Genomic DNA, 24,235 nt, shown 5'->3' with positions numbered 1-24,235 from the left:
CGTCAGGCATCTTGCGGCGCTTTTTGGCTGCGTACGCCGAGGGGTGGACGGCTCGAATTTGAGCGGCGCGGCTCAGGGATATTTTCGTCGCGCATGGATGACGTTTAGCACTGTGACCTCGGTGGGGCCGTCTTCGATGATAGTTGCATGGCACGCAATTTTTCCAGCGTCAAAAGTTGCATGATGTCCGCCCGTCTCGCCGATCCGAAGCCATCGCGCAATAATATCTGATTGGGACAAGTAACTGTTATCTGTCGATCCATTGACGAGAGAGCCGGTGAGACGGCGGCTGGCTCGAGCGGTAAGCCGGCGCGGTAAGTGTGAATTAGCTCGGTCATCAAGAAGTCCATTGCGAAGACGGGGAGCCGTCGGAAAGCGCAAAGTACTCCTCTTTTAACCGCATAGCGTCGCCTAAGCGAGCTTCTAGGACCGACGGAGCCCCGCGTCGTGCCGGGGCCGTCGATATAGCGGCGACTTAAGCGGAACGCGGCTGCCGCTTCTGCTCGATGTTGGGCAGGAACATCGTCAGAATGCCGATCAGCGGCAGGAACGAGCAGACCTTGTACACGTAGCCGATGCTCGTTGCGTCGGCCAAATCGCCGAGCACGGCGGCGCCCACCCCGCCCAGGCCGAATGCAAACCCGAAGAACAGGCCCGCCACCATCCCGACGTTCCCCGGGATGAGTTCCTGCGCGTAGACGATGATGGCCGAGAACGCCGAGGCCAGCACGACGCCGATGACGACCGTCAGCACGCTGGTCCAGAACAGATTCGCGTACGGCAGCATCAACGTAAACGGCGCGACGCCCAAGATCGACGCCCAAATCACGTACTTGCGCCCGATGCGGTCGCCGATCGGCCCGCCGATGATCGTGCCCGCCGCCACGGCGGCCAGGAAGACGAACAAGTGGATCTGCGCGGCTTGCACCGACAGATGGAATTTATCGATGAGGTAGAACGTGAAGTAGCTGTTCAAGCTCGCCAGGTAGAAGTACTTGGAGAAGACGAGCAGCACCAGCACGCCGACCGCCAACGTTACCCGCGACTTCGACAGCGTCGGATGCACTGCCCGCGCGCCGGCCTTCTTTTTGGTCGCCGGGTGGCGGCTATACCAGCGGCCGATGTTGGCGAGTACGACGATCGCCACCAGCGCGGCCACCGAGAACCAGGCAATGCTGCGTTGGCCGTGCGGAATGACGATCAGCGCGGCAAGCAGCGGCCCGAGCGACGAGCCCGCGTTGCCGCCCACTTGGAACAGCGACTGCGCGAGACCGTAGCGCCCGCCCGAGGCCATGCGCGCCACGCGCGACGATTCCGGGTGAAACACGGACGACCCGCAGCCGACGAGCGCCGCGGCGACCAGCAGTACGCCGAAGCTCGGGGCCATCGACATCAGCACCAGCCCCGTCAACGTGAAGCCCATGCCCACCGGCAGCGAATAGGGCTGCGGGCGCTTGTCCGTATAGAGGCCGACGAGCGGCTGCAGCAGCGACGCCGTGATCTGGTAAGTCAGCGTGATGAGGCCGATCTGAGCGAACGACAGCGAAAAGTTCTGCTTCAGCATCGGGTAGATGGCCAGGATCAGCGACTGAATCATGTCGTTGAGCAGATGCGAGAAGCTGATGGCGCCGAGCACCGAGTAGACGGTACGCGGGACGGGACTTGCCGTGCCGGGGGCCGCGCTAGCCGGTGCAGCGGAGGCATCCGTAGCGAGGGCGTTCTTATTGAGGGTCGTTTGCATCGTGGGCTAGGGAAGTGGGAAAGCGACGGTATTCACCCGCCGGCCGGCGAGGCGGGCCGGGCGTTTCATTCGGGGCGTTCCAATCGTCTTACTTGCGTACGCTACGAGTTTAGTTTGTCCTGAAATGAATAATCGGACAAAGTTTGTCTTGTTTGAGACATCCGCGGCGTGGGTCCGCGTGCTCCCAGTCCTGTGCTTCGATGGCAACAAGGGCCAGAACAATGGCCCGATGCGAGCGGTAGCCGTCTGCGTAGCGATTCTCTCCCTGGAAGAAAAGCGAAGCGAGCAATATTGATCGCGCTGCCGCTTGTCGCCGTGCCGCCTTTTTGGCGAGTTATAAAGCGTCTGGCGCGCCACGAGCCGCCACACCGGGTTTACATCCTTCGCCGTGAGCTAAAGAACCGCGGCGTCGATGCCGTTGACCCGAGAAGGTAAACAAGGCTTTTGCCGTCCCACCCACGGCGGCAGGTGATAAGAAAGGGGATTCATATGAAGGCAGTATCGCTGGGCAGGCGTTCCGGTGCGGGGTTTGTTCCGGACAGCACGGGGGCCGGCGGCCGTGGGCACAAGCGCGCGGCGAAGAGCAAGTTGAGCGGTTTGTCGGTGAAGGCGTCGCTGCGTTTGGCATTCGCGGTGGTGCTCGTCGGCACGCTCGTGATCGGCGTGTTCTCGCTCGCGCAGATCGAGCGTCTGAACGGCTCGATCAAGTCGATCTACGAACAGGGCCACGTCGCCAGCCGCGCGGCGGAAGAAGTCCGAGCGAACGTCCTGCGCGCGAGCCGCGCGCAAAAAATGCTGCTGACGGCCACCACGGCCAAGGAGCGCGACGAGCTCGGCGCCGACATCGAAAAGGGCCTGTCGGCCATCAACGGCGAAGTGGCGACGCTGCAGCAGTACACCGATCCGTCCGATGGCGAAGGATTGGCCGAACAGAAAAAGTTTTCAGCGGCCGTCACGACTTGGGCCGGGCACCTGCGTGATTTCGTGACGCTCGTGAAGGCGCAGTCGCTCGACCTGTCGCAGATGAACTGGCAAGTCGGCATGCAAGACGTGTCGCTGCTCGTCGAAACGGGCAAGCTCGAAAAATCCGTCGACGACCTCGTCCAGCGCCGCGGCGCCGAAGCAAAATCGACGATCGAGAAGTCGGCCTTCATCTTCAAGTCGTCGTTCGTGATGATGGCGGCGATGACCGTCGGCCTGATCGTGCTTGCGTTCGTCGTCAGCGAAGCCGTGGTGCGCCGTCTCACGCGTCAGCTCGGCGGCGAACCGGCCTACGCGAAGGAAATCGCGAGCCACATCGCGGCCGGCGATCTGTCGAACCGCATTGCGCTCGCGAAGAAGGACAACTCGAGCATGCTGTACGCGCTGTCGGAAATGCAGACCGGGTTGGCCGCGACCGTGGGCGAGATCGCGGCGAGCGCCGAAGCGATCTCCTCGGCCGCGAGCGAGATCTCGATGGGCAACCTCGACCTGTCGCAGCGCACCGAGATGCAGGCCGTGTCGCTCGAACGCACGGCGACGAGCATGGAACAGCTCACCTCGACGGTGAAGCAAAACGCCGACAACGCGAAGCAAGCCAGTTCGCTGGCCAACAATGCGTCGGAAATCGCCTCGACCTGCGGCGGCGTCGTCTCGCGCGTCGTCACGACCATGGGCGAGATCAACGACAGCGCCAAGAGCATCGGCGACATCATCGGCGTGATCGACGGCATTGCGTTCCAGACCAACATCCTTGCGCTGAACGCGGCCGTGGAAGCGGCGCGGGCGGGCGAGCAGGGCCGCGGCTTCGCCGTGGTGGCCGGCGAGGTGCGCAGCCTCGCGCAGCGCAGCGCCGCGGCGGCCAAGGAGATCAAGACGCTCATCAACACGTCGCTCGAGCGCGTCGCCAACGGCTCGAGCCTCGCGCAAGACGCGGGGCAGACGATGGATGAAGTGGTCAAGGCCGTGAAGCGCGTGACCGACATCATGGGCGAGATTTCGGCCGCGTCGTCCGAGCAAAGCGCGGGCATCGAGGAAGTGAATCTGGCGGTGACGCAGATGGACGCGGGCACGCAGCAAAACGCCGCGCTCGTCGAAGAAGCGACCGCCGCCGCGCGCTCGCTCGACGATCAGGCGCAGGCGCTCAAGCGGCTGGTCGGCCAGTTCAGGCTGCACGCTAACCGCTAACCGCTGACCCGAGCGGCGGGCCTCTGTCGGGCCCGCCCGCTTCCTAGCTGTTCAATGCGCTGGGGATACGATCACCGTACAGGTCGTTCCCGCCGCCAGCACGAGCCCATCCGGAATGGTGTCGATGTGGATCCGCACGGGTATGCGCTGCGCGAGGCGCACCCAGTTGAAGGTCGGGTTCACGTCGGCGACGAGCTCGCGGCTTTGCGGATTGTCGCGGTCGTAGATGCCGCGCGAGATGCTTTCGACGTGGCCTTGCAGCACGCCGCCGCTCATCAGGCGAATCCGAGCCTTGTCGCCGATCCTCACGCGCGGCAGCTTCGTTTCCTCGAAATAGCCGTACACCCAGAACGAATGGCTATCGACGATGGCGAGTTTGGGCGTGCCGGCCGTCGCATAGTCGCCCCGAAACACCGACAGATTCGTCACGTAGCCGTCGACAGGCGAGACGATCGTCGTGCGCGAGAGGTTCAGCTTGGCGGCGTCGAGCGCGGCGAGCGCCTGGCGGTAGAGCGCCTCGGCGCTCGATGCGGCGCTCGTGGCGTTTTCGCGGTTTTCCTTCGATACGACGAGGCTGTCCATGTCGGCTCGACGCGCCGCGTCGGCGCGTCGCATTTGCCAGTCGGCGCGTCGGGCCGCCACGGCGGCTTCGGCCTGTTCGACGGCGACTTGATAGTGGGCCGGGTCGATGCGCATCAGCACTTGTCCCTTTTTCACGAACATGTTGTCCGCGATCGGCAGTTCGACCACCGCGCCCGAGACGTCGGGCGCGACGTTCACGATCTCGGCGCGCACGCGGCCGTCGCGTGTCCACGGCTCGTCCATGTAGTGAACCCAAAGCGTGCGGCCGATTGTCAATGCGAGCACGACGAGCACTGCCGTCGCGATGAAACCGATGATGTGTCGAAGCGTCATGATGGTGTTGGGGCGAAAGAGCGCTCAGCGATAGACGGCGAGCCCGAGGGCGCCGCAGACGCAGGCGAGCAGGCTGGCGCGAAAGAGCGCCGGGTGCCAGACAAAGCGGTAAAGCCCGACGCTCGCGAGGAGGCGATCGACGAGCCAAGTCAGCGCTGCGCCGCCGATGCAGAGCGGCACGAGCGCGGGCAGGTAGGCGCCGAGGACGGCGATTTCACGTGACATTAGGGTGCTCCTTCATGCCGGTGCCGCGGCGTGGGTGGGCGCCGCGCCCGCATAGCGCGCGAGCGGCGATTGCGGATCGAGCAGCGCCGTGCGCACGAAGTGCAGATAGCTCAGGATCCGTTGCAGACGGCGCCGGTCCTCCCGTGGCGGGGCGAACGTGGCGAGCGCCTGTTGCGTCGCGGCGATCGCATCGAAATTGGCCGCTAGAGCGGCGTCAAGGCGCGCGTCGGTCGGCCGCGAGAACAGCGCTGTCAATGCCTTGCCCGAGCGCGCGATGCCGCGCCGCCACGGCATCGTGGCGGCGTAGCGCGCATCGCTCGGCAACGCGGCCAATTCGCGGCGCAGGTCGATGACTGCGTGGCCCACTTCGAGTACGGCGATCAGCCAGGCGAGCGCATCGCGCTGGGCCTGCGGTTCCTGCTCGAGCAGCGCATGAGCTTGGAAGGCGAGATCGCGCGCCCGGCTCTCGAAACGGCCCCGCACGCGCGCAAGCGGCGCTCGGCAGGCGAGCACGACTTGGCGCCGCAAGTCGGCGAGCAGATGGCCGCGCAGCCAGGGCGTCGACGGCGGCAGCAGGACCGCGAACGCGACCGCGCTGGCGACCATCGACAGGATCAGTGCGATCGCATCGTTCGCGAAGCCGGCGGGATCGTAGTGCACGATGTTATCGGGGGCCGCCAGCACGCAAAAGAAGATGCAGTAGCCGGCGCCGTAGCCCGCGAGCTTCGATCGCGTCGTCATGAAAATGCCGAGCGCGAGCGGCGGCGTGAGCGCGGCGCACAGCAGAGCAAAACCGTCGATGCGCGGATACACCCAGAACACCACGACGAAGCCGACGAGTGCGGCGAGCACCGTGCCGAGCGTCATTTGAAACGCCATGCGCGTGGGGCGCGGCGAGGACGACGCGAGCGCGCAGACGGCCGCGGCGTTCAGCACGAGCATGCCGCCGTTCGGCCAGGCCGTCGCGATCCAGAACGCGCTCAGCGCGCCCATCACGATCGCGCCGCGCACGCCGGCCACCCATGTCAGCACGGCGTTGGTTTTCGGTTCGTAGCGCTCCGGGGAACGCTCGCGTTCGTGCGTCGTTGCGGCGAGCGAGGCGTAGGTGAGCGCGTAGGCGTGCATGTCGTCGACGAAGCGGTAGAGGAGTTCCGCGCCCGTATCGAAGTCGAGCAGCGGGAACCCTGCTCGTTGGGCCAACGCGGCGCGGGTGTCGCGCACGCGTCGCGGCAACGCAGCCCTGAACGCTTCCAGCTTGCGGGCCGAGAGCGCGGCGTCCGCGGCCGTCAGCACGGGCTCGTCCGGCGGGACGAGAAGCGGCGCCAGTTCCTTGAAATACGGCTCGAGTGCGTCCACGGCTTCTATCGCACCGGCCCCGCGCAATCGGTTCATCAGTTGATGGAGCGCGTGAAATCGCGTCGAGGCCGTCATGAACTCGCTGTTCAGTCGAGCGAGGCGGCCGCCGCGGCCGCGCGTTTCCGGGCCTTCGAATACGGCAACGCTGCGCATGGCCTCGAACCCGACGATCTCGGTGAGAAAGCGTGCGTTCGTGCGTTCGATCTGGGCGCGTTCGACGCGTCCCGACAGCGCGGCCGCGACGTATTCGACGAATGCCGAAAATCGCGCGCGCACGGTGGAGCGCATTTGCAGGCTCGCGTACTGCGGCAGCACGAGCGCGCTGACCACGCCCGCGCACAGCACCCCGAGCGTGACTTCGGCTGCCCGCGTGAGCGCCGACAGAAAGGCGCCGTCCGGATGCTGAGCGGCGGGAATGCCGATCAATGCCGCTGTATACCCCGCAAGCAAGAAGCCATACGAGCGGAAGTTGCGGTTGCGCGCGGCGCCGGCAGTGCAGATGCCGGTCCATATCGCCAGCGCGCCGAGAAACAACTCGCGCTGCGGCGCGAAGGCGGCGATCAGGACCAGCGTGGCGACAAGACCCACGAGCGTGCCGCCGATCCGGTAGAAGCTCTTGGCGAGGACGGCGCCGCTTTGCGGCTGCATGACGATGAAGACGGTGGTCATCGCCGTGCGCGGCTGCGGCAAATCCAGCCGCATGGCGATCCAGAGTGCGAGAAACGCGGCGGTCAGCGCTTTGAACAAATAGATCCAGGTGCGCCCGTCCGCACGCGCCCATTCGACGATGGCCGCTTGCAGCGCGGGCAGCGATCGCGGCGAGGGGAATATGGGTTCGGCCATGGCGCGCCTGCTATCGAGACTCGCCGCTCGGCTCGGCGGCTTGGTGTCTTGCGATGGGCGCGCCCTGGGACGAGGCATGCGCGTTCGAGCGATGCGACGTAGGCTGCATCTCGTCCGTGCCGGGGGCTTCGGCCGGCGTGGCAAGACCGCCGCCGAGCGCGCCCATGAGCGAGGCGTAGGCGGCGAGCCGAGCGGCGCGGATACTCGCGACGCGCTGCTGCGCGGTGAGCCATTGGGTCTCGCTCACGATGACGTTGACGTAGTCGTTCAGGCCCCGCTTGAAGCCGACCTGCGCGAGTTGATAGCTGCGCTGCGCGGCCGTGGCCGAGCGCAATGCGTCGCCTTGTTGCGCGTCGAGCGAACGCAATTGAACGATTCGATCGGCGATTTGTTTGAGCGCCGACACGACCGAGGCATTGTAGTGCTCGACGGCCTCGTCGTATCCCGCCGCGGCGGCGCCCAGCTTGCCGCGCAGCGCGCCGCCTTCGAAGATCGGCAGCGAGAGCGCCGGCCCCGCCGTCCAGCCCCCGTTGGCCGCATTGAGGAACTGAAACAACGGGCCGCCGGCGGCAAACCCGCCGAGCGTCGCGACCAGATTGATGTTGGGGTAAAAAGCCGCATGCGCCACGTCGACGCCGCGCGCGGCGCCGGCCACGGCCCAGCGCGCCGCCACCACGTCGGGGCGGTGGCCGATCAGCTCCGCCGGCAGCATCGAGGGCAGTGCGACCGCGGCATCCAGCGCGAGCGCGGGGCGCGCCAACGCGGCGCCGGCCCCGGGACCTTTGCCGGTCAACGCCGCGAGCTGGTTACGGTCCAGTTCGATCGCTTCGTTCAGCGCCTCGATTTGTCGCTCGTACTCGGGCAACGGCGCTTCGGCCTGACTCACTTCCAGCTGGGTGCCGATCCCGCCCCTTAGACGGCGCGAAGCCAGGTCGCGCAATTCGTGTTGACGCGCGAGCGTATCGACGGCGACATCGCGCAACGCGAACTGCTTCGAGAAGTCGACGTAGGCCCGCGCGAGATTGACCTCGAGTTCGAGCCGAGCGGCCCGCGCGTCGGCCGCCCGCGCGTGCGCGGCGTCCAGGGCCTGCTCGTGCGCGCGCTCGTCGCCGCCCCAAAGATCGAGGCGGTAGGACAATCCCAGCGTGCCCGTATTGTTCCACGTGTTTTGGTTCGCCAGCGTCCCCGGCCCGTAGTAGAGCGGGTTGTCCGGCCAGTGCTCGCGTGTGACGGACAGGTTGCCCGTCACGTGCGGCGCCAGTTCGGCAGCCGCCACGCCGGCGAGCGACTGCGCCTGGCGCACGCGCGCATCGGCTGCGGCGAGTGTCGGGTTGCCTGCGACGGCGTCGGCCATCAGCGTATCGAGTTGCGGATCGCCGTATGCGCGCCACCAATCCGCGTCGGGCCAGTTGGCGCTACGATCGGCCGCGCGTACGGCGGCGCCCACGTCGAGCGAGGCGGGCTCGAGCGCCTGTCGCTGCGGGGCGATTCCGCCTGTTCCGGCGCAGCCGGCTATTATTAGCGACATTGCAAGAAAGGCGGCTGCGATGCGTAGGTTGGCGATCGGCAATCGCACGATTTTCTCCCTCGGCGACGTTATTTGACGCAACCGATTATATTTTTCGCGGGATTGTCGAATAAGCCGTAAGGATGTAATGGATCTTTACCTGGGTTGAGATAATCGGCTTTGCGAAACGTGCAACAATCGCGCCGCAGAGACATGACAGAGGTGGGTATGGATACGCTCCAAAACATGCGCGTTTTCGCGCGCGTCGTCGAATCCGGCAGTTTCACGGCCGCGGCGCAGCATCTGAACACCACGACCGCTTATGCGTCGCGCGCGGTGTCGGATCTTGAAGCGCACTTGCACACGCGTCTGCTCAATCGCACGACGCGCCGGATCGCCCTGACCGAGGCGGGGGAGCGCTATCTGCAACGCTGTCAGCAGATCCTCGCCTACGTCGAGGAGGCCGAGGCCGAGGCGAGCGACGCGCACGCGCGGCCGTCGGGCAAACTGCGGCTGCATGTGTTGGCCAGCTTCGGCACGCATTACATCGTGCCGGCGGTCGGCCGCTACCAGCGGCGCTACCCCGACGTCTCCGTCGAGATGACCCTCGCTCAGCGAATTCCGGACCTGCTCGACGAGGGGTTCGACGTATCCGTCGTGCTCGGCTACGATCTGCCCGATTCAGGCCTGATTTCGCAGCGGCTCGGCAGTGTATTTAGCATCGCGTGCGCCGCACCTGCTTATCTCGAGCGCCGCGGTGTGCCGCGCACGCCGGCCGATCTGGCGAACCACGACTGCCTGCGGATCGTCACCCCGGCATCGGTGTTCGACAAATGGAATTTCGATGGTCCGAACGGCGCGGAGACATTCAGCGTGCCGGACGCGGTCTTTCAGGTGAACAGCGCGGATTCGATGGCCGTAGCGGTGCGCGAGGCGATGGGGATCGCCGTGCTGCCGATGTATTCGGCAATGCGCGGGCTCAGGAGCGGCGAATTGGTCTGGATATTGCCGGAGTACACGTCGATGCCGCTCAATATCTACGCGCTCTATCCGTCGCGGCAATACCTCGATGCGAAGATCCGCACGTGGGTCGATTTCCTGCACGATGAATTGCCGGCCACGCTCGCCGCCGATCAGGCCGCGTTGAAGGAATTCGCGCGCACGTGAGAGCGCCGCGCGTTCCTCGCGCGGTCCGCGCCGGCTCGGCGGGCCGGCCAGTAACGGCGGGCGGCGGACAATGCCGCGCCCGACGGCGTGCTAACGCGGCACCTAATGCCGCGTACGCCGCCAGTCGAGCATGTGATGCTCGGCCATCCAGTGGTGAATCATGCCTTCGCCGTTGTGATCGCGCTTATATGAGCGCGACTCGAATACCGTCAACGCCAGCAGCACGAGCAGCCCGACGGCGAGCCCGACAAGCCCGGCAATCGATTCAGCGTCCATGGCAGCCTCCTTTCGCGATTGGGGTCGCGCAACTACATACTAGGACAAGAGAGGCCACATGGAGGGTATGGAGGAGAGGCTAGTCTAGCCGCGCTCCTGCACGCACACCCAAGGGGAAACGACGACAGCCCAAAGCTCTGGATTGCGCTTTGCGAAATCCGCGGCGGTTTCGGCCTGCATGCGCTCGACTAGGCCCGAGGAGAGCCACTGCGCGACTTGCGCGCTGTCGTCTTCGGCGATGGCGGCCGCGACCGTTACGAGGTCCAGATCGCGGGCCACGCGCAGCAGCATGCCGCGGGCAAAGAAGCGTTCGAGTTCTGGCCAGTCGATTTTCGCCGTTTCGGCGAGCAGCTTCAGGTAAAGCGGGCTGTGGCCGGTACTGGCGGCGGGGCGCTCGGGGGCAGTCATGAGGGGCGGGCGTCAAGGGGCGGCAAGGGCCGTCACTATAAACCATGGCGGTGCGGCGCGACATCGCGGCGTTTCTGCGGTCGGTCAAGGATCCCTTAAGGTTGCGCGACTACAATCGGCCGCAATTGCGCCGCGGCGCTCGGGCCCTGGTCGATTCGGGCCGACGCGTCGCGCCATCTCATTCGTCTATCCAAAAGGACACCCCCATGGCCGGCCAAGTCACCCTTTCGAAATACGATCCGTTTGCCCGCTTCCTGCATTGGCTCGTCGTGCTGCTGCTCTCGGCGCAATACGTCGTGGCGTGGACGATGCCTGACATCCATCGCGGCACGCAGCCCGTCGGCTTGATCAACGTTCACCTTGTGCTGGGCACTTCCATCATCGCCGTCATGATCTTGCGCGTGCTGTGGCGCTTGCTGCGTGCGGAGCCCCGCCCCGTGGACGGCAGCGCGTTCATGCGCAGCGTGTCCAATCTCACGCATGGGCTGCTCTATCTGCTGTTGATCGTGCAGCCGCTGATGGGGTGGGCGAACGCCTCGTCGCGCGGCTGGCAGGTAACGCTCTTGGGCCTGAAGCTGCCCGCGCTTTCCCCGACGGGCTCCTCGATCGGCCATGCGCTCGGCGACGTTCACGGCGTGCTGTCCTGGGTCATGCTCGGGCTGATCGGCCTGCACGTACTCGGCGCGCTCTATCACCACTTCGTGCTGCGCGACAGCGTGATGCGCCGGATGGCGTAGTGCACGCGCCGGGGCGCATCGGGACGACCCGTTACCCTAGCGTGCGCAGTTCGCGGCGCACGATTTTGCCGGTCGCCGTCATCGGCAGGTTTTCCACGAAGGCGATCGCGCGCGGATATTCGTGTGCGGCCAACCGGGTGCGAACGTGTTCTTGGATCTCGCGTACAAGCATGTCGCTGGCCGCGAACCCTTCGTTCAGCACGATGAACGCCTTGACGATTTCGGTGCGCGTCGCGTCGGGCACGCCGACCACCGCGGCCATGCGCACGGCCGGATGCCCGAGCAGACAGTCCTCGATCGGCCCCGGGCCGATCCGGTACCCGGCGCTCGTAATGACGTCGTCGTTCCGTCCCACGAAGCGAATGAAGCCGTCGGCGTCCATGACGCCGATATCGCCCGTCACGAGATACTCGTCCGCGAACTTCTCGCGCGTGGCGTCGGGGTTGCGCCAATAGCCGAGAAACATGACAGGGTCGGGCGCATGAATGCCGATGTTGCCCTCCGCGCCGGCCGGCAGGACGCGGCCCGCATCGTCGACGATCTGAACGCGATGGCCGGGCACGGCCTTGCCGATCGAGCCGATGCGCGGTTCGAAGAGCACGCTGCACGAACTCACCACGACATTGCATTCGGTCTGGCCGTAGAACTCGTTGAGCGTGACGCCCAATTGCGCGCGGCCCCATTCGATCAGCTCCTCGCCGAGCGACTCGCCCCCGCTCGACACGGCGACGAGGGACAGCGCATAACGCTCGCGCGGCCGTTCGACGGTGCGCAGCATCTTCAGCGCGGTCGGCGGCAAGAACGCGTGCGTGACGCCGTGGCGGGCCATCAGATCGAAGGCGGCGTCGGCGTCGAACTTCTCGAAACGGCGCGCGAGCACCGGAACGCCGTGATGCCAGGCCGGCAGCAACACATCGAGCAAGCCGCCGATCCACGCCCAATCGGCCGGCGTCCACATCAGCCGCGCTTGTTCGGGGAAAAACGCTTGCGGCATCTCGACGCCGGGCAGATGCCCGAGCAGCACGCGATGGGCGTGCAAAGCGCCCTTGGGCTTGCCCGTCGTGCCCGAGGTATAGATGATGACGGCCGGGTCGTCGGCGCGCGTATCGGCCGGCTCGAACACGCGCACCTCGTGCTCGAGCGACGGCCAGAACGGCAGCACGCCGTCGGCTTCGAGCGGCCGGGTGTCGCCGTCGATGCAGTAGATCGTCTTCAGCTCGGGCAACGAATCGCGGATCTGCAGGATCTTTTGCAGGCCGGCGCAATCGGTGACGAGCGCGACGGCGCCGCTGTTCGACAGGCGGTATTGCAGCGCTTCGACGCCGAACAGCGCAAAGAGCGGCACCGCCACGGCTCCGAGCTTGTAGGCCGCCAGATGAGCGAGCGCCGTTTCGGGCGCTTGCGGAAGGAAAATCCCGACGCGTTCGCCGCGCGCCACGCCATGCCGCTCGAAGCTGTGCGCGAGCTGATTGGAGAGCGCCTTGAGTTCGTCGAAGCTGTAGCGGACGATCTCGCCGTCGCGCCGTTCATAGACGAGGGCAAGCCTGCCGCTGCCGTCGGCCCACTTGTCGCAAGCGTCGACGCCGATGTTGTATCGCTCGGGAATGGACCAGGTAAAGCCTTGGACGAGCGCTTCGTAGCTGCTGGTTCGGGTAAGCATGTCGCGTCTCCTCTATTCCTCTTATCTTCTGGCGGAATGATTAATTCGTCGATAAAAAAATCGCCAAAAATGCAGATCAATTGCGCCGCGCTCGATTAGATCAGTCGATTGACGGCTAATCGACCGCTTTCGCGCCATTGCAGGCGCCGTTTCTCGTGCTCCCGCTGCGGCTTTCCGCACGCGGCGCAGCGAGTTTTTACGCACCGCTCGGCACACGATCGATTCGGCGGCGCCGTATTTCTATGACATTATCTCGGCACTATGTGTCAATTACCGCTTTTTGTTCAATAATTCGATTGTGCATGTATTGCAAAATCGTTAAATTTGTAATCGGCGCATGGCGAACCGGTCCTTTGCCTCACTGCGCCGAACCCCCGTTGGCCCGACATCGCGTCGGGCCTCTTTTTTTGGTGCGGGCGCCCGAAGGCCGCTCGCGGCGCCCGTCGCTCGCCACACTTTAACGCGACGGCAGGTATCGAGACGGATCGATCGATCGGCCGCCGTAGCGCAATTCGAAGTGCAGCGCGACGCGGTCGTTGTCGGTGTCGCCCATCTCGGCGATCGTTTGGCCTTGGTCGACATGATCGCCTTCCTTCACGAGCAGCTTCCGGTTGTGCGCGTAGGCCGTGAGGAAGTCGGCGTTGTGCTTGACGATGAGCAAGTTGCCGTAGCCGCGCAGGCCGTTGCCGGCGTAGACGACGGTGCCCGCCGCGGCCGCCAGTACGGGGGTGCCGGCCGCATTGACGATATCGATGCCCTTGGAATTGACGCCGTCGAAGCTGCGCACGACCTTGCCCGAAGTGGGCCAGACGAGCGCGATGCCGCTTGCCGGCGGCGAGGCCTCTGGCAGCGCGCGCGGCGCTGAACGGCCGGTGGCGGGGGCGACCGACGCGGCGCCCGCATTGGAGCGGATGGACGCGCCGGCGGACGTGTTCCCGCCCGGCGGCGCGACGCGCAATACTTGGCCTACTTCGATCGCGTCGGGATTGGCCAGGTTGTTCCAGCGGACGATGCTTTGCACCGACTCCCGGTGGCTGCGGGCGATTTTTGTCACCGTGTCGCCGCGCTCGACGCGATAGTACCCCGGAGCGACGGGCGCCGACCCGCATGCGGCCAGTGCGACGGCCAGCGGGACGCACGCGAGCCGCGTCATTATTTTTTGCAACATTGAACCTCGCTCGACACCTTCGGAACGCGCCGCCGCGCCGGGTCTGCGGCGCGACGGACAAAACGTCCGATTGTAACGGCGGTAGGTCGACGAATGTGCAAGAAGACAGCGATTCGGACTTCAGACCCAAAAACAGCCGAAGTCGAAGCCCGTCACAGTTCGGAAACGACGATGCGCAGCGAAGCCGTCTCGGTCGCGCCCGCCTCGAGCCAGCGCAGGCCGAGGCCGTTATGGATGGCGTCGGGCAGGCCGAGCCACGGCTCCACGCAATAGAAGTCCGACGTGTCGGTCTCGGTCCAGGTCGTCACCGCGTACCAGGGTGCGGAGCCCGGGCGATCGAGGCTGATCTCGATGCGTCGGCGCAGCGATGGGGATTCGAGCCGCACCGGGGCCTTCGGGACGCCCTGCAGGCAGTGAAACCGATCGTGGATCCGCGGGTCGTCCAACGTATAGCGCGGGTCGCCGACTTCCGGCGCGCCGATCGATCCGTCCTCGAGTTGGCGGCGGCGTTCGGTCGGCGGCAGCTCGAGCGTCGTCTCGCCGCGCAGTGCGTGCGGCAGCGCGAAATAGAAGTGATGCCCGGCGTAGTAAGGCAGCGGCGCGTTGCCGAGGTTGGACGTCGTGAGCGTCACATCGAGCGAGCGTTCATCGGCCAGCCGGTAGGCGGCTTCGAAGCGGAAGGCGAACGGATACTGCGCGCGCGTGGCCGGCGTATCGACGAGCGTCATGCGCACGCCTCGGCCGTCGTCGTCGATCGCGTGCGAAAACGGCAGGTCCCGCGCGAAACCGTGCATCGGCAGCGCGCGAACGATGCCCTGTCCGTCGCGCCATTCGCCGATCCGGCCGTCGACACGATGCCGCCCGAGGAACGGAAAGAGCAGCGGATTGCCCCCGCGTACGCGGGACACGTTGCTCCAGTCGGCGCGCTCGGGCCAGTAAATGACGGTTTCATCGCCGATGCGCCAGCTGAGGAGCCGCCCTCCGCACTGCGGGGCGAGCTGGAGATGCGACGGGCCGTGCGCGATATCGACGAAAGCGGGCTGCGGGGTATCGGTCATGATGGGCTGCACTCGTACGTGAAAAGAAGCGCCTAGCGCGGCGGGCGAAGCGCGGCGAGATGCGATTGTGCCTCGGGATGGGCTCGGGAAAAACCCTGCTGGGGAAATTGCCGCTTTCGAGGCGGCCGAGGCCAAGCCATAATGGCGTCGCGTGTGGGTGTTTTGTCTCTTTGAGACGTATCTTGGCCCTTGTTTTTCACAAGACGGCCTTTTTCTTGCCGTCGTCACGTTTCCACGCCCGCGCTCGCGTTCAACTGCTATCGTTCCGGAGCCAGCATGGATCTCGCCATGGCAATGGGCCTCGCGCTGTTCGGCATCTTTACCGGCAGCACGGTCCTGTTCTTCTACCGCTTAGCGCGCTGACCGGCGCGGCCGCGCCGCGCTCGGCCCGTTCGACGGCGCTGCCGGTCACGGTACCGGCTTCGCACCGGGTTCGCGCGAGCGCTTGGCGCGCCGACCGTGCGCCGACTTGACGCAGGTCAAGCTGTCCCAGCACGGTATTTCGTATCGTAGGACGGTTCATTCGCATCGACAGACCGTCCTAACCCATGACCGAGAATTTGCCCACGGCTAGCGAAACCTATCGCTTGTCCGACCGAGACGTCGTCATTTCGCGCACCGACACGGCGGGACGCATCGTCTACGTGAACGAGGCCTTCGTGAAGAGCAGCGGCTATTCGCGAGACGAATTGTCGGGCCAGCCGCAAAGCATCGTTCGGCATCCGGAGATGCCCGCCGAGGTATTTCGCGACCTGTGGGACACGATCGGGCGCGACCAGCCTTGGACTGGGCTCATCAAAAACCGGCGTAAAGACGGGCAGGGCTATTGGGCCCTCGCCAATGTGACGCCCGTGTTCGAACACGGGCAGAAAGTCGGTTACATGGCGGTACGGACGAAGCCCTCCGACGAGCAAATCGAGGAGGCGACGCGCCTGTATGCACGGCTTGACGCCTCGGGCGGCCACGGCATGCGCCTCGAAGGCGGCGAACTCGAGCGTTCGGGGCTGCGCGGCGTGCTCGCGCGCGTGCTGCGTCTGCCCGTGGCGCTGCGCCTGTGGGGTGTGATGGCGCTTCTCATGGCGCTGTTCGCGCTGCAGAGCGTCGCGGCGCGCGATGCGTTCGTGCCCGGCTTGTCGTCGGCCATGCTGAGCGTTTCGCTGGGCGCGCTCGGCATCGTCATGGCTGCGGTCACGGGCTGGTACCTCATGCGTGAAGTGCTGACGCCGCTCAGGGCGCTCAACGACAGCGCGCTGAATGTACTGTGCGGCCATATCCGCGCGCGCTTTCCCGAACGCGGCGATGCGCAGGCGAGGCGGCTCGCGCGCATGCTCAATCAAATGAACGCAAAGCTCGTCGGCATTCTGATCGACGCGAAAGTATCGATCGACGTGATCGAGCGGGCGACGCAGGAATTCGCCAACGGCACGGCCGACTTGGCGAGCCGCACCGACGAGCAGGCGAGCGCGATCGAAAAGACGACGGCGAGCTTGGCGGAAATCACGCAGACGGCGGAGCGCAATGCGCTCGGGGCGGAGCGGGCGAACGCCGCGGGACACGAGACGGCCGAGTCGGCCGAATCGGCGGCGCGCGAGGTGCAAAAGACCGTCGAGGTCATGACGCAGGTGCGCGACCATTCGCGCAAGATCGCCGAGATCACGTCGCTGATCGACGGCATCGCCTTTCAGACCAACATCATCGCGCTGAACGCATCGGTCGAGGCGGCGCGAGCAGGGCAATACGGCCGCGGCTTCGCGGTCGTGGCAACCGAGGTGCGCAACCTCGCGCAACGCGCGGCAGGCGCGGCACGCGAGATCAAGGATCTCGTCGAAAGCACGATGGACACCGTCACCACGGCGACGGATACGGCCAGCCGGGCCGGCGAAACGATGAACACGGTCGAGCAGTTCGTGACGAGGCTCACCGACACGCTGCAGGAGATCGTGGCCGCGAGCCGCGGGCAGAGCCTGCAGATTGCGCAGATCAACGATGCGGTAGGTCAAGTGTCGGACCTCACGCAGCGCAATGCGGCGCTCGTGGAGCAATCGGCGGCGGCCTCCGTGGGGTTGCGCCAGCAGACGCAGTCGCTCGAATCGGCGGTCAGCGTCTTTCATCTCACCGCCGATGCGGCTCACCGATAGGGCGCGCTGCTCGAATAAAGCCTTGCTCTTTCTCGCACGCCGAGCGTCATGTGAGCGCACGCTCGCGCTCGGCGGCGCCTTGCGCATGCTCGGCGACGAAGCGCAAGCGATCGAAGTTCATGTTAGCGCCCGAGGTGACGGCGACGAGCGTCTCGCCGCTCATGCCGCATCGTTCGACGTAACGCTTCGCGCCCGCCACCGACAACGCGCCGGCCGGCTCCAGCAGGCTGCGCGTGTCCTGAAAGACATCCTTGATGGCAGCGCATAGCGCGCCGGTGTCGACCGTCAGGACTTCGTCCAGATAGGCGCTGCAAAGACGGAAGGTTTCCTCGCCGACGAGCTTGACGGCCGTTCCATCCGAAAACAGCCCGACGTCGGCCAGCTCCACGCGTCGGCCGGCGCTAAGCGAACGAGCCATCGCGCACGAATCCTCCGTCTGCACGCCGATGACGCGAACCTCGGGCCGCACGGCCTTCGTATAAACCGCCACGCCGGCCGCGAGACTGCCCCCGCCGATCGGCACGAAGATCGCGTGGATCGGACCTTGATGCTGGCGCAATATTTCCATCGCCACGGTGCCTTGTCCGGATATCACGTGCGGATCGTCGAACGCCGGGATGAAGGCGAGGCCGTGCCGACGCTGCAGTTCGCACGCGTGCGCATACGCCTCGCTGTACGATTCGCCGAACTGGACGACTTCGACCGTGGGCCCGCCATGGGCGCGAACGGCGTCGACTTTGACGCTCGGCGCCGTTTGCGGAACGACGATGAGTGCGCGTACGCCGAGCTTGGCCGCCGCCAGCGCGACGCCTTGGGCGTGATTGCCCGCCGATGCCGTCACGACGCCGCGCGCCAATACGTCGGGCGGCAGGTGCGCCATCTTGTTGTACGCGCCGCGCAGCTTGAATGAAAAAACGCTTTGCTGGTCCTCTCGCTTGAAATAGATCGAATTGCGCACGCGCGCCGACAATTGCGGCGCGAATTGCAGATCCGATTGGCGTGCGACCTCATAGACGCGCGCGTTCAGGATCTGCTGAAGGTAATCGACCTGGCCGCCGGTGTGTCGCGTGTCGTGCCGGGCGTCGCCTGAGCGCGGGGCGAGCGATGTTTGCATAAAAGGCTCCTCGGATAGCGTTGCGTAACAAGCGAGCCCGGGAGGCGGAAAACAAAAAACCCGCCTTTCAGGGCGGGTTTCGTGACTGCTGCGGATGCGCGCTAACCCACCATGATTGGAATGGCGGGAATAATGGCGACGATAGGCAGGGCGCGGCGGTTCATTGCGCAAGGATGGCGGATCGGCAACGGTCTGTCAATCGCCGCGTGCCGCGAGGCCAGCAGTTTCAAGCGCGCCTTGCTCGCCCGCGTTTTCCTCGCCGTGCCCCGCGATGGCGGGATACAGGATACCCGCGACGATCGCGCCCAAGATCGGCGCCGCCCAAAAGAGCCATAGCTGATGAATGGCCGAGGCGCCCGCGATCAGCGCGGGCCCCGTCGAACGGGCGGGATTGACCGAGGTGTTCGTAACCGGAATCGACACGAGATGGATCAGCGTGAGGCACAGCCCGATCGCGATCGGGGCGAAGCCCGCCGGTGCGCGCTTGTCGGTCGCGCCTAGGATGACGAAGACGAAAAAGCCCGTCATCACCGCCTCGCACGCGAAAGCCGCCATCATCGAGTAGTGAGCCGGCGAGTAGGCGTCGTAGCCGTTCGCTGCGAATCGGCTCGAGGCCGCATCGAAGGCCGGGTTGCCCGCCATGATCTGCGACAGCACGAACGCGGCCAGTGCAGCGCCGATCAATTGCGCGACGATGTACGGCGCCACGTCGCGCACGGGGAAGCGGCGCGCGACCGCCAGGCCGATCGTCACGGCCGGATTCAGGTGCGCGCCCGAAACGTTGCCGATCGCGTAAGCCATCGTCAGGACACTGAGCCCGAACGCCAGCGACACGCCGAGGAGGCCCACGCCGATTTCGTGTCCCGGGGCGCCGAAGCTGGCCGCAATCAGCGCGCAGCCGCAGCCGCAGAAGACGAGCCAAAAGGTACCGAAGGCCTCGGCCAAGAAGCGCCGCAATGCGGGCATAGTTTGGACTCCTAATGAAATGATAGGGGATCGATTGAGAAGGCCGATGCAGCCGGTCGCCTCACGGTGTTCGGATCTTATGAGATTCGCGCGCCGGCGTGGTCAAAACTATTGTGAAGAGCGTAGTGCAAGAAACCGTTCGCCTGGGGGGCGGCGCGCGTTCGCGCGCGGCGATTGCTCGACATATGGGATTCAAACGCCGCGCTGGAAGATTCTCAGGCAAACACCGCTCGTCGTTCCTCGCATGTCATTGCATTGAGGGGATGTCTGTGTCTGTGCTGCGGCAATGGCGGAGCGCCCCTTCGCGGTCAATCCCCGGCCGTGCCCGGTAGCTGATCGGGCTCGGGTTCCGGCGTGCCGACATCGGGGACGTCGCCGGGCGTGCCGGGGCTCGGCGCATCGGGGATGGTCGGCTGGTCGGGGATCGGTGGCGTGGTGGGGTCGCTTGCTCGTAGCTTCATGATGCTCTCCTGCAATGTCGATTCAGGTGCCGCTTGATCGCCGCGCCGCTGTCCGCACGGCGGCGGCATTGCGCCGTTCGCATTACGCGCCGCCCCATTGCATGCTCAGGCCGCCGTCGATCGTCCAGGTTTGGCCTGTCACATAGTCGCCGTCGTCCGACGCGAGGAACAGCGCAAGGCGCGCGATCTCGCGCGGTTGGCCCGCGCGATGCCACGGAATCGTCTTGAACGACTGTTCGCGTTTCGCCGGGTCGTCGAGACGGGGCTGCGTCATCGGCGTTTCGATCAGCCCCGGCGCGATGTTGTTGACGTTGATTCTGGCGTCGGCGACTTCGCGCGACAGGCTGCGCGTGAGCGAACCGACCCCGGCCTTGGCCATTCCGTACGGCGCGCTCTCCGGGGTGGGCAGGTGCTGCGCAACGGACGAGATCGTCACGATGCGTCCGCCGCCGCCGGCTTGCTTGCGCAGCTTGACGAACGCCCGGCAGCAAAAGAGGGGGCCCATCAAATCGGTCCGCAACACGCGCTCGAGCTCGGCGTCTTCGATCTCGTCGACGCTCGCGCCCCCCGTCCCCACGCCGGCGTTGTTCACGAGGATATCGAGGCCGCCGAGCGCGTGGACGGCGTCGTCGAACAGCCGGCGCACGCTGTCGGAATCCCCCACGTCGCCTTGCATGACGAGCGCGCGGCGTCCGGCGGCTTCGACGCGCCGTCGAGTTTCCTCGGCGCCGTCTCGGTCGGTGTGATAGACGATGGCGACGTCGGCGCCTTCCTGGGCGAAGATCTCGGCTATCGCCTGGCCGATGCCGGAGTCGGCGCCGGTGACGAACGCGCGTTTGTCTTTCAGTTTCATGGCTGGGCTCCAATGGACGGTAACGGTTGCTTCCCGTTCTCCTCCGCAAGCGCCATACCGGCAGCCGGGGCACAATGCCTGCTTGCCGATTACCCATGGATAGAGTAAGCGCCAGGCTAGGCCCGACGCGCAAGCGACCTGGCCCTGGAAAAGCGCCGAACGGAGAGGACACGTCATGACTGAACGAACGGGCTATGCAAGCGAGGCGCCGACGCGCGCCGAGGTGGACGCGCTGCCGGGCGCGACCGTGCTGGAATTCGGCACCGACTGGTGCGGCTATTGCCAAGGGGCGCAGCGCCATATCGGCGAGTCGCTCGGCCGGGCCCCGGCCCTTCGCCACCTGAAGATCGAGGATGGGCCCGGCAGGCCGCTGGGCCGCTCGTTCAAGGTAAAGCTGTGGCCCACGCTGATTTTCTTGCGAGACGGGGTGGAAGTGGCGCGCGTCGTTCGGCCGACGGACGCGCGCGCCGTCGACGAGGCCGTGGCCGCGCTGGCATAGCAAGCTGCCGCAATCTTCGTGCCCCGCTGCGTTCAGCGATTAGATGGATCGTTCGTTTCGCTATTGCTGAACCATTTCAATGTCTTATCGCTGAATCGTCATTTTCTTTTGCAATGAATGCGGAAAGAACGACCTTTATATTTTAATTGACGATTAGCTTACGATTTATCGCTCTATTCGTTAAGAGGCGAGTTCTCATCATCATCGAATGGCCCGGTCCGAGAGGCAGGACGCCCGTGGGCATTCGGAAGACCGATGCGCCTATTCGCTTCGCCGCTTGACAAGTATCCGGTTCGCGCCTAGTTTCTTATCGCCGATTCCATCGGCATATCTGCACTGAATCTGCATCCGCTTTACCCTCCGAATTCCAGTAGTAAAGAACGACGTTTTATCGACGTTTCGCATTGCGCAGCATTTCTTTCGTGCGGTTCGATAGGCAGGCTCTTGGTCGTTATCGAGAAGAGGGCTGAATGTCGACCGACGTGGCTTTTTGCGCGCCGCGCAAATGCGGTTCGCGGGGCCGCCTCGGTCATCGAGAAACGGCAACTCAACTACCAAGGACAAAAATGAAGAATCGAGATAGGAGTGGTATTTCCGGCCTTGGCCGTCGCTCGAGCGGCGGCGTCTGGCTCGGTGCAATCGCGGCGGCGGCGCTTGCGCTGGCCGGCTGCGGCGGTGGCGACGGCGCCTCGTCGATGACGAGCGCCAACGCCCAGCAGGTGGCGGCCGCGCAATCGCAGGCGGCGGCTCAAAAGCAGGCGGCCGATCAGCCTTATTCGGACCCGATCGCCTACAAAACGAGCGCGGCCGACAGCCTCGATCCGACGCAAGCGACGGAGAAGGCCGCCGTCATGCATCACGTGTGGAAATCGGGCAAAACGACGATCCACTACACCACGACGACGGGACATTTGACCGCCTCCGATCTCGGCGGCAACGCCGAAGCGTCGATGTCTTACGTCGCCTATACCGCGCCGAGCAAGGACGGCAAGCCGCGGCCCGTCACGTTCTTCTATAACGGCGGACCGGGGTCGTCGTCGATCTGGCTGCGGCTCGGCTCGTTCGCGCCCACGCGCGTGGCGACGCCTGATCCGCTCATGACGAATTGGCCGAATTTCCCGCTCGTGACCAACGCGGAAAGCCTGATCGATACGACCGACATGGTCTTCATCGACCCGCCGGGCACCGGTTTGTCGGAAGCGATCGCGCCGAACACCAACAAGAAGTTCTGGGGCAGCGATGCCGACGTGAACGTAATGCGCGACTTCATCCGTCGCTACATCGCGGCGAACAACCGCTCGTCGTCGCCGCTTTATTTGTTCGGCGAATCGTACGGCACGCCGCGCACCGACATGCTCTCGCTCGCGCTCGAATCGTCCGGGGTGCATGTGACAGGCATCATGCTGCAATCGTCGATCCTGAACTATTTCGCCGATGCGGTCGAAGCCGTCGCGATTCTGAGCACCGACACGATCGACATGAACGCGATGAAGCTCGACACCGATACGTTGAGCGGCTACTACCCCGGCTATGCGGCGGTCGCGGCGTACTTCAATCAGCTGTCGGCGCCGCCGGCCGACCCGGGCCTGTTCGCGATGCAGTCGGAGCTGTTCGCCTCGATGCACTACCACGAGTTCAAGAAGTACGCGCAGTCCTGGGTGCTGAGCCAACTCGGGGTGCCGACGTTCCTCGGTACGCCCGTGTTCCCGAGCGCGCCGACACTGGCGTCGTGGACGTGGGCGTCGGGCCTGTCGTACCAAGCGCTGAACGGATATTTCAACATCGACCCGTTCAACAATGCGCTGCTGCCGGGCACGACGATCGGCCGCTATGACGGACGCGTGTCGCTGCCGAACTCCGATCCGCGCCTGCAAACGGACGGCGATCCGTCGGATATTCTGATCTCGCAGCCCTTCACGACGGCGCTTGCGACGCAGATGCCGAACTACCTCGGATACACGGCGCCGAACGCGACGTACATGCCGCTGAACGACGAGATCATCTACGCATGGGATTTCTCGCACGATGGTCAGGCGCTGCCCGATACGATCCCCGATCTTCTGGCGGCCATCGAGCTCAATCCGCAGTTGAAGGTGATGGCGCTGAACGGGTACCACGATCTCGCGACACCGTTCTTCAATACGGAAAAGCAGCTCGCGCGGCTGCAGACGGTGCAGGGCTTGAATCCGAACTTGCAGGTGACGTTCTACCCGGGCGGTCACATGATTTATCTGGATAGCCAGGCCCGGCCGAAGATGAAGTCCGATCTGCGCCACTTCTACGCCGGCGAGCCGGCGCCCGGGGCGCTCGGCTTGTGGATGCTGCCGCCGCCGTGGCGCGATGAAGCGCCGCCGACCGGCACGTCGACGCTCGCGGCGCAATCCATGACGCAATGACTGGCGATTGCGCGTTTCCTCGGCTAATTTTCTTAAGTGAGCGGATCATGTCATCCATCGATATGCTGCGACGTCTCTCTTCCTTCATCGCATTGAGCGTGCTGGCCGGCGCTGCCCATGCGGCCGCGCTGCAAGCGGTTGCGCCGGTTCGGTTGCCCAGCCGCGGCCATGGCGTGGACGGCCCGTTTTTCCCGCAAACCCGGGCCAAAGCCGTCATGCCGTCGACCGGCAACGACCTCGCGCAACAGGCTCAGCAACGGATCGACGCGCGGCTGGGCGCCAATACCGTGCTCAGTAATGGCGCGGCGATTACGAAGGCCCAAGCTCAGACGAACGGGCTCGGCTACATCGCCAAGCACTTCGACGAAATCGACACGGCCCACAGCGGGCGTGTGACGATGAGCGACGTCAAACAGTACCTGCAGCAGCGCCAGCGTCAGTAACGCCTCGGCTCGACGGCGGCGCGCGGCGGCGTCGGGATGCCGCGCCGCCGGGTCGCTTCAATGCCTCGCTGCCGATTGGTCGGCTCACGGCCCGCATGCGGTTATCGCGTGCGGGCCGTGTCGTTTGGCGCAGGGCGA

The 24,235-nt window shown here is 65.3% G+C and carries 20 protein-coding genes and 1 pseudogene; 7 read left to right on the top strand and 14 right to left on the bottom strand.

The window, feature by feature from the left end; genetic code table 11:
* Nucleotides 1-475: 475 nt before the first annotated feature.
* Nucleotides 476-1,741 (bottom strand): MFS transporter, encoded by a 1,266-nt coding sequence (locus ACTHNR_RS07485; protein WP_440546937.1) that lies wholly within the window; start codon nucleotides 1,739-1,741, stop codon nucleotides 476-478.
* A 489-nt stretch (nucleotides 1,742-2,230) separates the two neighbouring features.
* Here ACTHNR_RS07485 and ACTHNR_RS07480 point away from each other — a divergent pair, with 489 nt between their 5' ends.
* Nucleotides 2,231-3,907 (top strand): methyl-accepting chemotaxis protein, encoded by a 1,677-nt coding sequence (locus ACTHNR_RS07480; RefSeq protein ID WP_440546936.1) that lies wholly within the window; start codon nucleotides 2,231-2,233, stop codon nucleotides 3,905-3,907.
* A 51-nt stretch (nucleotides 3,908-3,958) separates the two neighbouring features.
* On the opposite strand, the gene ACTHNR_RS07475 is transcribed toward ACTHNR_RS07480, so the two are convergent.
* The 4 genes from ACTHNR_RS07475 to ACTHNR_RS07460 are packed head-to-tail and all read right to left on the bottom strand — an operon-like array spanning nucleotide 3,959 to nucleotide 8,774.
* Nucleotides 3,959-4,822: an efflux RND transporter periplasmic adaptor subunit gene (locus ACTHNR_RS07475; RefSeq protein WP_440546935.1), complete on the bottom strand. Its 864-nt coding sequence runs from the start codon at nucleotides 4,820-4,822 to the stop codon at nucleotides 3,959-3,961.
* Nucleotides 4,823-4,846: 24 nt separating this feature from the next.
* Nucleotides 4,847-5,047, bottom strand: coding sequence for a DUF1656 domain-containing protein (locus ACTHNR_RS07470; protein WP_440546934.1), 201 nt, complete (start codon nucleotides 5,045-5,047; stop codon nucleotides 4,847-4,849).
* A 12-nt stretch (nucleotides 5,048-5,059) separates the two neighbouring features.
* Nucleotides 5,060-7,246, bottom strand: coding sequence for an FUSC family protein (locus ACTHNR_RS07465; protein WP_440546933.1), 2,187 nt, complete (start codon nucleotides 7,244-7,246; stop codon nucleotides 5,060-5,062).
* Between the two features lie 10 nt (nucleotides 7,247-7,256).
* The gene (locus ACTHNR_RS07460; RefSeq protein WP_440546939.1) at nucleotides 7,257-8,774 is read right to left on the bottom strand and encodes an efflux transporter outer membrane subunit; all 1,518 of its coding nucleotides are present in this window, start codon (nucleotides 8,772-8,774) and stop codon (nucleotides 7,257-7,259) included.
* Between the two features lie 207 nt (nucleotides 8,775-8,981).
* Here ACTHNR_RS07460 and ACTHNR_RS07455 point away from each other — a divergent pair, with 207 nt between their 5' ends.
* A complete protein-coding gene (locus ACTHNR_RS07455) occupies nucleotides 8,982-9,920 on the top strand; it encodes a LysR family transcriptional regulator (RefSeq protein ID WP_440546932.1) in 939 nt (312 codons plus the stop codon).
* Nucleotides 9,921-10,022: 102 nt separating this feature from the next.
* Here the strand turns inward: ACTHNR_RS07455 and ACTHNR_RS07450 are convergent, their stop codons facing one another.
* Both ACTHNR_RS07450 and ACTHNR_RS07445 read right to left on the bottom strand, forming a co-directional pair.
* Nucleotides 10,023-10,196: a hypothetical protein gene (locus tag ACTHNR_RS07450; RefSeq protein ID WP_440546931.1), complete on the bottom strand. Its 174-nt coding sequence runs from the start codon at nucleotides 10,194-10,196 to the stop codon at nucleotides 10,023-10,025.
* 84 nt (nucleotides 10,197-10,280) lie between these two features.
* A complete protein-coding gene (locus ACTHNR_RS07445) occupies nucleotides 10,281-10,604 on the bottom strand; it encodes a DUF2288 domain-containing protein (protein WP_440546930.1) in 324 nt (107 codons plus the stop codon).
* Nucleotides 10,605-10,810: 206 nt separating this feature from the next.
* Between ACTHNR_RS07445 and ACTHNR_RS07440 the strand changes: the two genes are divergently transcribed.
* Nucleotides 10,811-11,341 carry a cytochrome b gene (locus ACTHNR_RS07440; protein WP_440546929.1) on the top strand — a complete coding sequence of 177 codons (531 nt, stop codon included), beginning with the start codon at nucleotides 10,811-10,813 and terminating at the stop codon, nucleotides 11,339-11,341.
* A 31-nt stretch (nucleotides 11,342-11,372) separates the two neighbouring features.
* Here ACTHNR_RS07440 and ACTHNR_RS07435 read toward each other — a convergent pair whose 3' ends face one another.
* From ACTHNR_RS07435 to ACTHNR_RS07425, 3 genes are all read right to left on the bottom strand, one after another.
* Nucleotides 11,373-13,001 (bottom strand): acyl-CoA synthetase, encoded by a 1,629-nt coding sequence (locus ACTHNR_RS07435; RefSeq protein ID WP_440546928.1) that lies wholly within the window; start codon nucleotides 12,999-13,001, stop codon nucleotides 11,373-11,375.
* A gap of 457 nt (nucleotides 13,002-13,458) precedes the next feature.
* The gene (locus ACTHNR_RS07430) at nucleotides 13,459-14,169 is read right to left on the bottom strand and encodes a peptidoglycan DD-metalloendopeptidase family protein (protein ID WP_440546927.1); all 711 of its coding nucleotides are present in this window, start codon (nucleotides 14,167-14,169) and stop codon (nucleotides 13,459-13,461) included.
* A gap of 152 nt (nucleotides 14,170-14,321) precedes the next feature.
* The gene (locus ACTHNR_RS07425; RefSeq protein WP_440546926.1) at nucleotides 14,322-15,227 is read right to left on the bottom strand and encodes an aldose epimerase family protein; all 906 of its coding nucleotides are present in this window, start codon (nucleotides 15,225-15,227) and stop codon (nucleotides 14,322-14,324) included.
* 548 nt (nucleotides 15,228-15,775) lie between these two features.
* Here ACTHNR_RS07425 and ACTHNR_RS07420 point away from each other — a divergent pair.
* Nucleotides 15,776-17,365: a methyl-accepting chemotaxis protein gene (locus ACTHNR_RS07420; RefSeq protein WP_440546925.1), complete on the top strand. Its 1,590-nt coding sequence runs from the start codon at nucleotides 15,776-15,778 to the stop codon at nucleotides 17,363-17,365.
* Nucleotides 17,366-17,426: 61 nt separating this feature from the next.
* Here ACTHNR_RS07420 and ilvA read toward each other — a convergent pair.
* From ilvA to ACTHNR_RS07400, 4 genes and pseudogenes are all read right to left on the bottom strand, one after another.
* Nucleotides 17,427-18,479: pseudogene (gene ilvA / locus ACTHNR_RS07415) on the bottom strand (threonine ammonia-lyase, biosynthetic); the annotation flags it as partial.
* Between the two features lie 195 nt (nucleotides 18,480-18,674).
* On the bottom strand, nucleotides 18,675-19,445 hold the full coding sequence (aqpZ, locus tag ACTHNR_RS07410; protein WP_440546924.1) for an aquaporin Z: 771 nt from the start codon (nucleotides 19,443-19,445) through the stop codon (nucleotides 18,675-18,677).
* 308 nt (nucleotides 19,446-19,753) lie between these two features.
* Entirely contained in the window at nucleotides 19,754-19,906 is a 153-nt protein-coding gene (locus tag ACTHNR_RS07405; RefSeq protein WP_440546923.1) for a hypothetical protein, read from the bottom strand.
* Between the two features lie 82 nt (nucleotides 19,907-19,988).
* Nucleotides 19,989-20,759 carry an SDR family NAD(P)-dependent oxidoreductase gene (locus ACTHNR_RS07400; protein WP_440546922.1) on the bottom strand — a complete coding sequence of 257 codons (771 nt, stop codon included), beginning with the start codon at nucleotides 20,757-20,759 and terminating at the stop codon, nucleotides 19,989-19,991.
* A gap of 175 nt (nucleotides 20,760-20,934) precedes the next feature.
* Here ACTHNR_RS07400 and ACTHNR_RS07395 point away from each other — a divergent pair, with 175 nt between their 5' ends.
* The 3 genes from ACTHNR_RS07395 to ACTHNR_RS07385 all read left to right on the top strand — a co-directional run bounded on the left by ACTHNR_RS07395 (nucleotide 20,935) and on the right by ACTHNR_RS07385 (nucleotide 24,097).
* Nucleotides 20,935-21,258 (top strand): thioredoxin family protein, encoded by a 324-nt coding sequence (locus tag ACTHNR_RS07395; RefSeq protein WP_440546921.1) that lies wholly within the window; start codon nucleotides 20,935-20,937, stop codon nucleotides 21,256-21,258.
* 566 nt (nucleotides 21,259-21,824) lie between these two features.
* Complete coding sequence (locus ACTHNR_RS07390) at nucleotides 21,825-23,654, top strand: S10 family serine carboxypeptidase-like protein (RefSeq protein ID WP_440546920.1); 1,830 nt, start codon at nucleotides 21,825-21,827, stop codon at nucleotides 23,652-23,654.
* A gap of 47 nt (nucleotides 23,655-23,701) precedes the next feature.
* A complete protein-coding gene (locus ACTHNR_RS07385; protein ID WP_440546919.1) occupies nucleotides 23,702-24,097 on the top strand; it encodes a 2-oxoglutarate dehydrogenase in 396 nt (131 codons plus the stop codon).
* Nucleotides 24,098-24,235 lie beyond the last annotated feature (138 nt).

The organism is Trinickia sp., from assembly GCF_051954495.1.
In the GTDB taxonomy this organism is placed as follows: domain Bacteria; phylum Pseudomonadota; class Gammaproteobacteria; order Burkholderiales; family Burkholderiaceae; genus Trinickia.
Note: the sequence above shows the minus strand (reverse complement) of the source record. Positions and strands in the feature narration are given on the sequence as shown.

Excerpts from the sequence above, each read along its gene's own strand:
- ACTHNR_RS07425 (WP_440546926.1), bottom strand. The coding sequence starts at position 15,227 with ATGACCGATACCCCGCAGCCCGCTTTCGTCGATATCGCGCACGGCCCG.
- ACTHNR_RS07480 (WP_440546936.1), top strand. The coding sequence starts at position 2,231 with ATGAAGGCAGTATCGCTGGGCAGGCGTTCCGGTGCGGGGTTTGTTCCG.
- ACTHNR_RS07435 (WP_440546928.1), bottom strand. The coding sequence starts at position 13,001 with ATGCTTACCCGAACCAGCAGCTACGAAGCGCTCGTCCAAGGCTTTACC.
- ACTHNR_RS07455 (WP_440546932.1), top strand. The coding sequence starts at position 8,982 with ATGGATACGCTCCAAAACATGCGCGTTTTCGCGCGCGTCGTCGAATCC.
- ACTHNR_RS07460 (WP_440546939.1), bottom strand. The coding sequence starts at position 8,774 with ATGTCGCTAATAATAGCCGGCTGCGCCGGAACAGGCGGAATCGCCCCG.
- ACTHNR_RS07385 (WP_440546919.1), top strand. The coding sequence starts at position 23,702 with ATGTCATCCATCGATATGCTGCGACGTCTCTCTTCCTTCATCGCATTG.
- ACTHNR_RS07485 (WP_440546937.1), bottom strand. The coding sequence starts at position 1,741 with ATGCAAACGACCCTCAATAAGAACGCCCTCGCTACGGATGCCTCCGCT.
- ACTHNR_RS07465 (WP_440546933.1), bottom strand. The coding sequence starts at position 7,246 with ATGGCCGAACCCATATTCCCCTCGCCGCGATCGCTGCCCGCGCTGCAA.
- ACTHNR_RS07430 (WP_440546927.1), bottom strand. The coding sequence starts at position 14,169 with ATGTTGCAAAAAATAATGACGCGGCTCGCGTGCGTCCCGCTGGCCGTC.
- aqpZ (WP_440546924.1), bottom strand. The coding sequence starts at position 19,445 with ATGCCCGCATTGCGGCGCTTCTTGGCCGAGGCCTTCGGTACCTTTTGG.
- ACTHNR_RS07475 (WP_440546935.1), bottom strand. The coding sequence starts at position 4,822 with ATGACGCTTCGACACATCATCGGTTTCATCGCGACGGCAGTGCTCGTC.
- ACTHNR_RS07450 (WP_440546931.1), bottom strand. The coding sequence starts at position 10,196 with ATGGACGCTGAATCGATTGCCGGGCTTGTCGGGCTCGCCGTCGGGCTG.
- ACTHNR_RS07445 (WP_440546930.1), bottom strand. The coding sequence starts at position 10,604 with ATGACTGCCCCCGAGCGCCCCGCCGCCAGTACCGGCCACAGCCCGCTT.
- ACTHNR_RS07395 (WP_440546921.1), top strand. The coding sequence starts at position 20,935 with ATGACTGAACGAACGGGCTATGCAAGCGAGGCGCCGACGCGCGCCGAG.
- ACTHNR_RS07405 (WP_440546923.1), bottom strand. The coding sequence starts at position 19,906 with ATGAAGCTACGAGCAAGCGACCCCACCACGCCACCGATCCCCGACCAG.
- ACTHNR_RS07390 (WP_440546920.1), top strand. The coding sequence starts at position 21,825 with ATGAAGAATCGAGATAGGAGTGGTATTTCCGGCCTTGGCCGTCGCTCG.
- ACTHNR_RS07470 (WP_440546934.1), bottom strand. The coding sequence starts at position 5,047 with ATGTCACGTGAAATCGCCGTCCTCGGCGCCTACCTGCCCGCGCTCGTG.
- ACTHNR_RS07440 (WP_440546929.1), top strand. The coding sequence starts at position 10,811 with ATGGCCGGCCAAGTCACCCTTTCGAAATACGATCCGTTTGCCCGCTTC.
- ACTHNR_RS07420 (WP_440546925.1), top strand. The coding sequence starts at position 15,776 with ATGACCGAGAATTTGCCCACGGCTAGCGAAACCTATCGCTTGTCCGAC.
- ACTHNR_RS07400 (WP_440546922.1), bottom strand. The coding sequence starts at position 20,759 with ATGAAACTGAAAGACAAACGCGCGTTCGTCACCGGCGCCGACTCCGGC.